Here is a 12,174-nt window from a genome sequence, read left to right as displayed (position 1 = left end):
GCGTCCTGACGCGCGCGGAGCGATACGCGGCATGTTCCGGATCAAGCCTAAGCACCGGCGCTACCGACACAAGTCCCTAATGCTGCCCGCCCGGCGACAGGTCAGGGATGATACGTAGTGCCCGGTGCCTGCTTTCCGGCGTAACAAGTCGTTCTGGAAGAAGGAGATGCAGCATCGCGCGTACCGGTTCAGCCTTCTGCCCGCGGCGGGCGCTGGCGCTGTTCGGCCTGCTGTTCGGCGCGCTGGTGCTGTGGACGCCGCCGGGCGCCGCGCAGACCGGGCGCACGGCGCCGGTGCTCCTCATCGACGGCGCCATCGGCCCGGCGACATCGGACTATGTCGTCGGCGGTCTCGAACGCGCCGCCGAGGAGAACGCTCCGCTCGTCGTCATCCGGATGGACACGCCCGGCGGCCTCGACAGCGCGATGCGGGGCATCATCCGGGCGATCCTGCGCTCGCCCGTGCCGGTCGTCACCTACGTGAGCCCCAGCGGCGCGCGGGCGGCGAGCGCGGGGACCTATATCCTCTACGCCAGCCACGTCGCCGCGATGACGCCCGGCACCAACCTCGGCGCGGCCACGCCGGTGCAGATCGGCGGCGGCAATCCGTTCGCGCCGCCGCAGCAGGAAAAGGACAAGGACGGCAAGGACGAGGCCGCGCCCGCCGCCGGCGCCGCCGAGGCGAAGGCGATCAACGACGCCGTCGCCTATATCCGATCGCTCGCCGAGCTCAGGGGCCGCGACGCCGACTGGGGGGAAGCGGCGGTGCGGACGGCGGCCAGCCTTTCCGCGAGCGCGGCGCTCGAACGGAACGTGATCGACCTCGTCGCCCGCGACACCGACGATCTGCTCGAACAGCTCCACGGCCGCACGGTCGTCGCCGGCGGCAAGGAGGTCACGCTTGACACCCGCAATCTCGTTCTCGCCGAGGTCGCGCCGGACTGGCGCGCCCGCTTCCTCGGCACCATCACCGATCCCAACGTCGCGCTCATCCTGATGATGATCGGCGTCTACGGGCTGCTGTTCGAGTTCATGAATCCGGGGGCGCTCTATCCGGGCACCATCGGGGCGATCTGCCTGCTGACCGGCCTTTACGCGTTCGCTGTGTTGCCAGTGAACTATGCCGGCCTTGCGCTCATCCTGCTCGGCATCGCGCTGATGGCCGCCGAGGCGTTCTCGCCGTCGTTCGGGATTCTGGGCATCGGCGGCTTCGTCGCCTTCGTCCTCGGCGCGGCGATCCTGATCGACACCGACGTGCCGCAGTTCCGGATCGCGTGGCCGGTGCTCGGCGCCGTCGCGCTCGCGAGCCTCGCCATGACGGTCGTGATCGCCCGGCTCGCGCTTGTCTCGCACCGGCGGAAGGTGGTGAGCGGCCGCGAGGAGATGGTCGGGGCCGAGGGCACCGTGCTCGACTGGAAGGACGGCGCGGGCCACGTCTTCGTGCACAGCGAACGCTGGCGGGCGCGGGGACCGGGCGGCCTCGCCGCTGGTGCGCCGGTGCGGGTCACGGCCCTCGACGGCCTGACGCTGGAGGTGGAGCCCATCGACATGGACGCGGCGGCACCTCCCGCCGCCGCGCGGTAGTTCTGGGAGAACGGAAAATGGATATGTTCGGCACGCTGGCGTTTTACTTCCCCATCGCGATCATCGCGCTGCTGTTCCTGACGGCGGCGATCAAGATCCTGCGCGAGTACGAACGGGGCGTGGTGTTCACGCTCGGGCGCTTCACCGGCGTCAAGGGGCCGGGGCTCATCATCCTCATCCCCTATGTGCAGCAGATGGTCCGCATGGACCTGCGCACCGTGGTCCTCGACGTGCCGACGCAGGACGTGATCTCGCGCGACAACGTCTCGGTGCGCGTCAGCGCCGTCATCTACTTCCGGGTAATCGACCCCGAGCGCGCGACCATCCAGGTCGAGAACTTCATGCAGGCGACCAGCGAGCTTGCCCAGACGACGCTGCGCTCGGTGCTCGGCAAGCACGAGCTGGACGAGATGCTGGCGGAGCGGGACAAGCTGAACGCCGACCTTCAGGAGCTGCTGGATGTGCAGACCGACAGATGGGGCGTCAAGGTGACGAATGTCGAGATCAAGCATGTCGACATCGACGAATCGATGGTCCGCGCCATCGCGCGTCAGGCGGAGGCCGAACGCGAGAGGCGTGCCAAGATCATCAACGCCGAGGGCGAGCAGCAGGCCGCGCAGAAGTTGCTGGAGGCCGCCGAAATCCTCGGCCAGCGTCCCGAGGCGATGCAGCTCCGCTACCTCTCCACGCTGAACGTGATCGCGAACGAGCGCAGCTCGACGATCGTGTTCCCGTTCCCGATGGACTTCAAGGACTTCCTGAACGCCGTGCCGCGCGGCGGGGAATAAGGCCCGGCGGCGATCATCCCGCCCGCGACGGCGCTATGGACGGTCCGGCCGCGCTGCGGCAGACATCCTGCCTGCCGTGAAAGGGAACTGGCCATGACCGCGCAAGCCGCCGACGAACATGCCGCGATGGGCGGCTAGGGATCGGCCGTGACGAACGGGGAGACCGAGAGGAGCGTCTATCGGGTCGAGGGCCTGACCAAGACGTATGGCAGCGGGCCGAACATGGTCCATGCGCTGCGCGGCGTCGATCTGGAGGTCCGTGCGGGCGCGATGCTGGTGCTGCTGGGGCCGTCCGGCTCGGGCAAGTCCACGCTGCTCAACATATTGGGCGGGCTCGACCGGGCGAGCGAAGGCCATGTCTGGTTCCACGGGCGCGACCTGACGGCCTGCGACGAGGACGCGCTCACCGAATACAGGCGCACGAGCGTCGGCTTCGTCTTCCAGTTCTACAACCTGATCGCCTCGCTCACGGCGCGCGAGAACGTCTCGCTCATCACCGAGATCGCCGAAGACCCGATGGACCCGGCCGAGGCGCTGGGGCTGGTCGGGCTGGAAGCGCGGCTCGACCACTTCCCCGCCCAGCTCTCGGGCGGCGAGCAGCAGCGCGTCGCCATCGCGCGCGCCATCGCCAAGCGGCCCGAGGTGCTGCTGTGCGACGAGCCGACTGGCGCGCTCGACAGCGCGACGGGTGTGCGCGTGCTCGGCGCGATCGACACGATCAACCGTGAGCTCGGCACCACCACGTTCGTCATCACGCACAATGCGGTGATCGCCGACATGGCGGACGAGGTGCTGCTGTTCGGCGACGGCCGGATCGTCGGCCATCGCCGCAATGAAACCCGCAAGCCGCCGTCGGAGCTGAGCTGGTGATCGCCCTGCGCTCGCCGCTCCACACCAAGCTGCTGCGCGACCTGTGGCGGCTGCGCGCCCAGTCGGCGGCGATCGCGCTGGTGATCGCGGCGGGCGTGGGCATGGTGGTGATGTCGTTCGGCATGATCCGCTCGCTGGAAGCGACGCGGGCGGCCTACTACGACCAGTATCGCTTCGCCGACGTCTTCGCGCCCGTCCGCCGCGCGCCGGACACGGTGATGCGCGAGGTCGCCGCGCTGCCCGGTGTCGCGGTGGCGGAAAGCCGCATCAGCACCGGCGCGGTGCTCGACATTGCCGGCATCGCCGAGCCGGTCTCCGCGCGCGTCCATTCGCTGCCGCCGGACGGCCGCCCGGCGCTCAACCGGCTGGTCATACGCTCCGGCCGGCTGCCCGATTCCCATGTGGTGGGCGAAGTGGTGGCGAGCGAGGCGTTCGCCGCCGCGACGCGGCTCCAACCGGGGGATCGGTTCAATGCACTCCTCTACGGCAAGCGGGTCGAGCTGCGGCTGGTCGGCACGGCGCTCTCGCCCGAGCACGTCTATGCGGTCGCGCCCGGCCAGATCTTTCCCGACAACCGGCGCTACGGCATCCTGTGGATGGGCCGCGAGCCGCTCGCCGCGTCGCTCGACATGGTCGAGGCCTTCAACGAGGCGGCCGTGCGGCTCGCGCCGGGCGCGCGGGGCGAGGAGGTGATCCGCCGGCTCGACACGCTGCTCGCGCCCTACGGCGGAACCGGCGCCTATGGCCGCGAGCAGCAGATCTCGGACCGTTTCCTCTCCGAAGAGATCAACCAGCTCGGCACCACGGTCGAGATACTGCCGCCCATCTTTCTCGGCGTCGCCGCTTTCCTGCTCAACATCGTGCTCGGCCGGCTGGTCGACACCGAACGCGAGGTGATCGGCCTCCTGAAGGCGTTCGGCTATCGCAACCGCACGATCATGCTCCATTACGCCCAGCTCGCGCTGTTGCTCTCGGCGGGCGGACTGCTGCTCGGCATCCTGCTCGGCCTCTGGCTGGGACGCGCCGCCGCCGGGCTCTACCAGCAATATTTCGCCTTCCCGTTCCTCGAGTTCCGCACCGGGCCGGACGTCTTCCTGATCGCGGCGACCGCGACGCTCGCCGCCGTCCTGCTCGGCGCGCTCGGCGCCGTGCGCCGCGCCGCCCGGCTCACGCCCGCCGAGGCGATGCGCCCGCCCGCCCCGGCGGATTTCTCGGGCGGCACTGCCGGGATCGCCCGGGCGCTCGGCCCCGATGAGCCGTCGCGGATGATCCTGCGCGGCCTGCTGCGTCGCCCGCTGCGCTCGGGGCTGACCGTGGCGGGGATCGCGTCCGCGCTCGCGCTCTACATCGCGGCGGCCAGCACCACCGACGGGCTCGACCGGATGATCGACCTCGCCTTCGGACAGGCCGAACGGGGCGACGTCACCGTCACCTTCGCCGAGGTCCGTGACGCGCGCGCGCTGCACGAGCTTCAGCGTATGCCCGGCGTGCTGCGGGTCGAGCCGTTCCGCGCGGCGGGCGCCCGGCTGATCGCGGGGCCGAGGGAGGAGCGCGAGGGGCTGAGCGGCGCGGAGCCGGGCGGCGATCTCAGCCGCCTCGTCGACATCGACGGCCGCGTGGTGGAGCCGGCGGCGCGCGGCGCGCTCATCTCCGGCCGGCTGGCACGGCTTCTGGACGTTCGCGCCGGGGACACGATCACCGCCGCCGTCACCGAAGGCGAGCGGCCGCGGCTGGAAATCCCCGTCGCCGCCGTCGTTGACAGTCCGCTCGGCGGCTCGGCGCTGATCGACCGCGCGCATCTCAATCGCCTGCTGCGCGAGGGCGACAGCCTTTCAGGTGCATATCTGAGCGTGGACGCGGCGCAGCTCCCGGCGCTCTATGCCGCGCTCAAGCAGACGCCGCTCGTCGCGGGCGTGACGGTGCGCGCGGCGACCCTGCGCGGCATCAGCGACACGCTTGCCGAAAGCATGGGCATCATGACGCTGTTCACGATCGGCTTCTCGGGTCTGATCGTGCTCGGCGTCGTCTACAACAGCGCGCGGATCAGCCTGTCGGAGCGCGCGCGCGACCTTGCCTCGATGCGCGTGCTCGGCTTCCGCCGCCCGGAAGTCGCCTTCGTGCTGCTGGGCGAGCTGGCGCTGCTGGTGCTGGCCGCGCTGCCGCCCGGAATGCTGATGGGCGTGGCGCTGTCGCGCTACATGATGGCGCAGTTCAGCGCGGACCTCTACACCATCCCCTACAGCATCAACGCGGCGACGCTCGCCGAAGGCGCGCTGGTGGTGGGCGCGGCGGCGGCGTTGACAGCGCTTCTCATTCGCGGGCGGGTCGACCGGCTGGATCTGGTCCGCGCCCTCAAGACGCGGGAGTGAGGATGAAGAGGAAGATTGTCACCGGCCCCAGGATCATCGGCGCGCTGATCGTCGTTGCAGTGCTGCTCGCGCTGGTCTTCCTGATCCGCGCGCCGGCGGTCGAGGTCGAGACGGGCGTCGTCAGCCGGGGCGCGATGACGGTGACCGTGGACGATCTCGGCGAGACCCGCGTCACCAATCTCTACGCCGTTTCCGCCCCGATCACCGGAGAACTGCTGCGCGTGCCGCTGAAGCCCGGCGATCCGGTGGCGGCGGGCGCGACCGTGCTGGCGCGCGTCCGGCCGGCAGAGCCCGGTCCGCTCGATGCGCGCGTGCTGCGGCAGGCGGAGGCAAATATCCGCGCGGCCGCTGCTGACCTCGCCGGCGCGCGGGAGCAGGAAGCGCTGGCCGAGCGGGAGCTGGCGCGGATCGAACCGTTGGCCGGGCGCGGCTTCGTCGCGCAGGCGACGCTCGACCGCGCCCGCACCGCGCGCGAGCAGGCGGCGCGTGCGGCCGAGGCCGCCGCGCAGCGGCTGGAAGCCGCGCGCGCCACGCTGATCGTGCCCGGCAGCCGCGCGCAGGGGCGCGGCGCCGTGTCGGTCACGTCGCCCGTTTCCGGCTATGTCCTCATCGTCCCGCAGGAGAGCGCGCGGGTGGTCGTCGCCGGCACGACGCTGGTCGAGGTGGGCGACCCCGCGCGGCTGGAGATGGTGACCGACCTCCTGTCCGCCGACGCCGTGCAGGTAGAGCCCGGCGCGGCGGTCTCGATCGAGGGCTGGGGCGGGCAGCAGGCGCTGCGCGGCACGGTGCGGCTGGTCGAGCCTTACGGCTTCACCAAATTCTCCGCGCTCGGCGTCGAGGAGCAGCGGGTCAACGTCGTGATCGACTTCGCCGAGCCGAGGGAGGCCTGGCGCCGGCTCGGCCATGGCTATCGCGCGACCGTGCGCATAACGGTCTGGAATGCGGGCGACGTCGCGCGCGTCCCGATCAGCGCATTGTTCCGCAGCGGCAACCGCTGGATGACGTTCGTCGTCGACGGGAGTGGCCGCGCACGACTGACCCCCGTCGAGATCGGCCGGATGAACGACGAGGTCGCCGAACTGCGCGGCGGCCTCACCCCCGGCGCCCGCGTGATCCTCCATCCCGGCGACAGGGTGGCGGACGGCATCCGCGTGCGGGAAAGATCCCAACTCGGTTTCTAGCCGGGCGAGAATGGGAGGAGTCCCGAAGTCAACGACTTAGGGGATAAAAGGTGGTGTCGAATGGGAAAATGTTGAAAAACAAAGAGAAAACCGCCAAAAAAGGCGGTGGCTCCCCGGGCCCGCAGTCAACTATTCCTGCTGTTCCAAGCGAAGGATATTACGGGATTTTCGATTGGAAGACGGCGGCGCTATGGGGCCAGGAAATTGGCGGGGCGTGCTTGTTGGTAAAGCTTTGTTCCGAACGGCAAATATCATTGCGCGCTTGCTGCGGTTCGACGACGACACGGCTTGTCAGAGCGCGCGGTTGCTTAACAATGCAGTGGCACGCCGGCGCAATCCGCGGCGCCGTGCGTGCCGAAGCCTTGGCTGATGGTCTGTTCGACGAGTACGCGGTACACGATAAGACCGATTTCGTGCGCGCCGTCTGTAGCTGGAGGGGATCAATATTTGAATTCGAGCTGCACGCCGAAGGTCCTCGGCCGCGCGCGACCATAATATTGCGCAAGGTCGCCGAAGCCCGGGTTCAGGATCTTGCGATAGTTGGTGATGTTGTCGGCGTAGAGCGATGCAGTCCAGCCTTCACGGGATTCCACCGCCAGACTTGCCTTGGCGAGAAAGACGTTGTCGCTGCGCCCGGCTGTTGCAGCACCGTTGAGGAGCAGAACGCTTTCCTGGCGCGAGGTGTAGGTCGCCGAGGCAGCCGCGCGGCCTGTCAGCATGTCACTCAGAGGGAAGGCATAATCGAAACCGCTCGTCGCCGTATATTTTGGCGAATAATTGAGGCGGTCGCCCTTGGAGAAGAGTAGGACGCCGCCCGAGACGATATCCGCGTCGGTGGTGAGATCGTTCCAGCTAAAGCTACCGTTGAGGGTCAGCCCGCGCATCGGACGGATCGCTACCGCCGCATCGACGCCAATTCCGCTCGCCGCCTCGCCGTTGATCGTCGCCGCGAAGGGAAGCCCCTCCACGGTGACGGTGATGTTCTGCTGAACGTCCTTCCAGTCGATATAATAGATGGCGCCGTCAAACGAGAGCAGGCCGTCGAGCAGCGTGCCCTTTGCGCCCAGTTCATAATTGTGCAGACGATCAGGGCGCGCTGGCGGTAGGACCGGTGCGGTCTGGGGAAAACCACTGCGGAAGCCCTGCGAATAGGACAGATAGACGCTCGACTTCTCGGTCGGGTGCCAGGTAGCGACGACGCGCGGCGTGGTCGCCTTTGCGACCGCACTGGGCACAACCACCGACGGCGAGCCGATCGGGATCTGGCTTTCCTGCGTGATGCGGTCGTGGAAGTAGCGTAAACCGCCAGTGAATTCGAACGGGCCGGCGACATAAGTCAGCTCGCCGAAGCCCGCCCACGACTTCGAGACATTGTCGTTGCTCAGATCGAAAGCGAACTCGGGCAGCGCCTGCGTGAGATTCTCCTTGGCGTGGCGATAGATGCCCCCGACCGACCAGCGCAGCGGGCCTTCGCCCGTCGAACTGGCCGACAATTCCTCGGTGAAAACGCGGACGCCAAGATCGGTGCTCAGCTGGACGGGGAATCCACCCGCGAAGGGCGAGAAATCGATGATGCTCTTGCTGCGATAATCCAGATAACTGGTCGCGCTGGTGACAGTGAAGGTGTCGAATGCATAAGAGATCTTCGCATTGAGCGAGTCGAAACGGTTGTGGGTCGGCGAACGGAAGCTCGTCGAGTTGAAATTGTAGCTCTCACCCGTTGGCGGACCTTCGAAATCGCCACGCGACGCCCAGCCGCTGAGGTCGATCGTGAGTCGATCGTTCGGGATCGCGGTGACGCGAAGGCGCAGATTCCACTGGTCGCCGCTGTTGAAATCGTCCTTGGCCGCAGTGTCGATCCAGCCCCCTTCATGGGCGTAGCCCACTGTAGCGCGCACGGCGAGCTTGTCCGCTATAACCGGGATGTTCGCGCTCACATCGCCACGATAGCTTGCCGCACCACCTTCGGTGGTCGCGGCCGACAGGCGGCTCTTGAAGCCGAAGAAAGAGGGATCGGCAGGTGCAGTCAGGATGCGGACGACGCCGTTCAGCGCGCTGGCGCCATAGAGCGTGCCCTGCGGCCCGCGCAGCACTTCGACGCGCTCGAGATCATAGGCTGAGGCATCCGGAGCGATCGCGCTCTTGATCGCGGCGAAGGGAACCGAATCGAGATAATAGCCGACCGTGCCAGCGCCGTTGAACAGCGCCTGGCCTGCAGTTACGCCGCGGATCGTGACGAGCGTGCCGCCGCCCTGATAGGATTGGAGCGTGGAGACGCCCGGTACAGCGCGAAGGGCATCGGTGACGCCCGACGACGTCGATTTATCGAGCGCGGCGCCACCGAGGACCGAAATCGCGACGGGCACGCGCATCAGCGATTCCTCACGGCGCTGCGCGGTGATGACTATCTCTTCGACGACCGGGGCATCCGCGGCGGCATCGACCTCGGCGCCCTGCGCCTGAGCGGCGGTCGCGGCGCCGAGGCTGGCGGCGGCGAGCATTGCAGCGCGTAGCGAGGTTGAGATCATCATCGTAGTTTTCGAGTTCATGTAAGACCCCATTCCCTGAGTTGGCCGACCTTCTTGTTGCTTTGGGGGGGGGCAGCGCATGGAGTCGCCTGGCCCACCACCTCGCCTCCCGATCGGATTAGAAGGCAACGTGCAAATTTACAAGTCGATCATATTATATGTTATCATGGTGGTCAAGCCGGCTGTGGGTCTCGAAATTAAGCCATTTCCAATTTCATATGTGATAGAATCGGCTGCAGTCGTGGATTGGGACCCGCGAGTGAATCGCTTGACGTTTCAATTTTTACAAGCAAAACATATTGTATGTTGCGAACGCGCAAATGCGCGGGCACGGGTTCGATTCAAGGAAGCGCACGTCATGCGAGTGGATATTGGGGAGCTGCGGCTCTTTGTCGAAATTCTGGGGGAAAAGTTGGCCGTCCGCGATGGCCAGGTGGTCGAGAAGCCGACGATCGTCTTCGTACACGGCGGTCCGGCGTGGGATCATCTCACACTTCGCGTCGACCTCGAGTCGCTCGCGGACGTCGCCCAGCTCGTTTTCTACGATCATCGCGGGCTCGGCCGCAGCGACGTTTCGACCCCTGAGGACTGGACGCTCACGCAATGGGCCGCTGATCTCCACAACCTCATTCGCACGCTCGGCCTGGAAAAACCGATTATCTTCGGCCAGTCATTCGGCGGCATGGTCACGCAGCGTTTTGCGCTGGATTATCCGGAGGATTATTCGGCGATCATTCTGGCGGCCACCGCGGCGCGCTTCAACCTGCCCGAGGTGATCGAGACCTTCCGCCGATTGGGCGGTGAGGAGCTGGCGACGATCGCGCACAGCTTTTACACTGCGGCTGATCCCGCGCATCGCGACCGTTTCCTCGTCGACGGTTTCCGCTTCTACACGGTTCGGTCGCCGCAGATCGGCGTGCTCTCACCCTTCAAGCCAGACGTTCTCGATCATTTCTTCTCGGACGCGGGCGACGCGCATCGCTTCGACTATCGCGCCGAGCTGCAACGGATCGACGCACCTGTCCTTGTGCTGGGCGGGGAGGTCGATCCGGTGATCTCGGCTGGCGCCGTTCGCGAACTGGCGGAATCCTTCCGGCCGGGCGTAGCGGAACTCCATATTTTCGACGATTGTGGTCATGGTCCGGCGCGCGATCAGCCCGAAGCCGCGCTGGCGTTGCTGCGAAATTTTGTTGCCAAGGCGGCGTCCGGAGCCTGAACGAGGATATCGCATGCCATTGATCGCCGTTCACGAGCCACTACCATCCGAACCGCTGGATTATCTGATCATCGGCGCGGGCAGCGCGGGCTGCGCGCTCGCGGGGCAACTTGCAGAAGACAGCGATGCGCGAATCCTAATGGCGGAGGCTGGGGGCGCGAACCGCGAATGGGCGGTGAAGCTCCCCGCGCGGGGCCTGTCGCTGGTCGACACCGAACGGTTCGACTGGGGCTATCGCACCGAGCCCGATGCCTCGCGCGGCGGGAAGGTTGATCTCTATTATCGCGGCAAGGGGCTTGGCGGCAGCAGCGCGATCAACGGCATGGTCTATGTCCAGGGCGCACCCGTCGATTTCGATCGCTGGCAGGCAAACGGCGCCGATGGGTGGGGCTGGGACGAGGTCGGCCCTGTCTATCGCAATCTCGAGGCTGAGGCGGGGCCGCGCCGGGGCAAGGGCTCGCTGCGGACCCGCAAGATCGCACGCCCGCACCCGACGACGCGGGCCTTCCTCGATGCGGCGGCGGCGGCAGGCATCGCCAGGCTTGATGACTATAACAGCGGCGATCAGGAAGGCGTTGCTCTTATCGAGCTGACCCAGCGCCGCGGCTTCCGCGTCTCGTCTGCCGACGCGTTTTTGCGGCCGGCGCTCGCCGCGCATAGGAGCTTATGGGTCGCGATCAACTGCGAGGCCGATCGCCTGGCGTTCGACGGGATGCGCGTGACCGGTGCCTGGCTGAATCGCAAAGGCGCAGCCGAACTGGTGAAGGCGCGCCACGTCATCCTCTGCGCCGGGTCGATCAACAGCCCCAAGCTGCTGATGCTCTCGGGGATCGGTGACGCCCCCAAGCTCCGCGCTCTCGGCATTGATCCGATCCTCGACAATGCCCATGTCGGCGCCAATCTGCGCGAGCATCCGCTCGTCCGGCTTCAGTACAACACAAGCGTCTCGACCTATAATGACGCCGAAAAATGGCACCACGCCGCGCGCCACATGGCGAATTACGCGCTCCATGGCGAAGGCCCGCTGGCGGGGGTGTTCGAGGCGATCGGCTTCTTCCGCAGCAGCGCCGCGCGAAGCTCGCCCGATCTGCAGCTGCATTTCCTGCCGATCGCGATCCGCCAGGACGATGCGGGCAAGCTGACGATGGACGGCGGATCGGGCGTCACGGTTTACGTCAATCACAGCTATCCGAGCAGCACGGGCAGCGTCGAGCTCGCCTCCAGCGATCCGCGCGCGCGGCCAATCATCCGCTACAATCTTGTCGGCAATGATGCCGACGTTGATGTGCTGATCGACGGCATGGCCAGGGTGCAGGCGATCATGGCGCGGCAGCCGATGGCCGCGATCGTCGCGCGAGAAACGATGCCCGGTTTCGCGGTCGACGGCGATCGCGATCGCGCGCGGGAGTATGTCCGTGCCTCGACCGAGCCCGCCTATCACCCGATCGGCACCTGCGCGATGGGATCGGGCAACAGCTCCGTCGTGTCGCCGCGGCTGAAGGTCAACGGTGTCGAAGGGCTGTGGATCGCGGACGCCTCGATCATGCCCGACCTCATAAGCGGCAACACCAACGGCACCTGCATGATGATCGGCGACCGGCTTGGCCGCTGGTTGCGGGAGGGCAAGCATTGAGCCAAA

At 67.1% G+C, this 12,174-nt stretch carries 8 protein-coding genes; 7 read left to right on the top strand and 1 reads right to left on the bottom strand.

The window, feature by feature from the left end; translation table 11 throughout:
* The first annotated feature begins 107 nt into the window (after nucleotides 1-107).
* From PE061_RS20780 to PE061_RS20760, 5 genes are all read left to right on the top strand, one after another.
* Complete coding sequence (locus tag PE061_RS20780; RefSeq protein ID WP_271257035.1) at nucleotides 108-1,583, top strand: NfeD family protein; 1,476 nt, start codon at nucleotides 108-110, stop codon at nucleotides 1,581-1,583.
* Between the two features lie 17 nt (nucleotides 1,584-1,600).
* Complete coding sequence (locus tag PE061_RS20775) at nucleotides 1,601-2,371, top strand: slipin family protein (RefSeq protein WP_271257034.1); 771 nt, start codon at nucleotides 1,601-1,603, stop codon at nucleotides 2,369-2,371.
* 147 nt (nucleotides 2,372-2,518) lie between these two features.
* A complete protein-coding gene (locus PE061_RS20770; protein ID WP_271257033.1) occupies nucleotides 2,519-3,241 on the top strand; it encodes an ABC transporter ATP-binding protein in 723 nt (240 codons plus the stop codon).
* Entirely contained in the window at nucleotides 3,238-5,610 is a 2,373-nt protein-coding gene (locus PE061_RS20765; RefSeq protein WP_271257032.1) for an ABC transporter permease, read from the top strand. The genes PE061_RS20770 and PE061_RS20765 overlap by 4 nt, the downstream gene beginning before the upstream one ends.
* Nucleotides 5,611-5,612: 2 nt before the next feature.
* The gene (locus tag PE061_RS20760; RefSeq protein WP_271257031.1) at nucleotides 5,613-6,791 is read left to right on the top strand and encodes an efflux RND transporter periplasmic adaptor subunit; all 1,179 of its coding nucleotides are present in this window, start codon (nucleotides 5,613-5,615) and stop codon (nucleotides 6,789-6,791) included.
* A 440-nt stretch (nucleotides 6,792-7,231) separates the two neighbouring features.
* Here the strand turns inward: PE061_RS20760 and PE061_RS20755 are convergent, their stop codons facing one another.
* On the bottom strand, nucleotides 7,232-9,292 hold the full coding sequence (locus PE061_RS20755) for a TonB-dependent receptor (RefSeq protein WP_271257030.1): 2,061 nt from the start codon (nucleotides 9,290-9,292) through the stop codon (nucleotides 7,232-7,234).
* A 385-nt stretch (nucleotides 9,293-9,677) separates the two neighbouring features.
* Between PE061_RS20755 and PE061_RS20750 the strand changes: the two genes are divergently transcribed.
* Both PE061_RS20750 and PE061_RS20745 read left to right on the top strand, forming a co-directional pair.
* The gene (locus tag PE061_RS20750; RefSeq protein ID WP_271257029.1) at nucleotides 9,678-10,535 is read left to right on the top strand and encodes an alpha/beta fold hydrolase; all 858 of its coding nucleotides are present in this window, start codon (nucleotides 9,678-9,680) and stop codon (nucleotides 10,533-10,535) included.
* Between the two features lie 13 nt (nucleotides 10,536-10,548).
* A complete protein-coding gene (locus PE061_RS20745) occupies nucleotides 10,549-12,168 on the top strand; it encodes a GMC family oxidoreductase (protein WP_271257028.1) in 1,620 nt (539 codons plus the stop codon).
* The last annotated feature ends 6 nt before the right edge of the window (nucleotides 12,169-12,174 follow it).

This window comes from Sphingosinicella microcystinivorans (assembly GCF_027941835.1).
Classification (GTDB): Bacteria; Pseudomonadota; Alphaproteobacteria; order Sphingomonadales; family Sphingomonadaceae; genus Sphingosinicella.
This window is presented reverse-complemented; position numbering and strand designations above follow the sequence as displayed.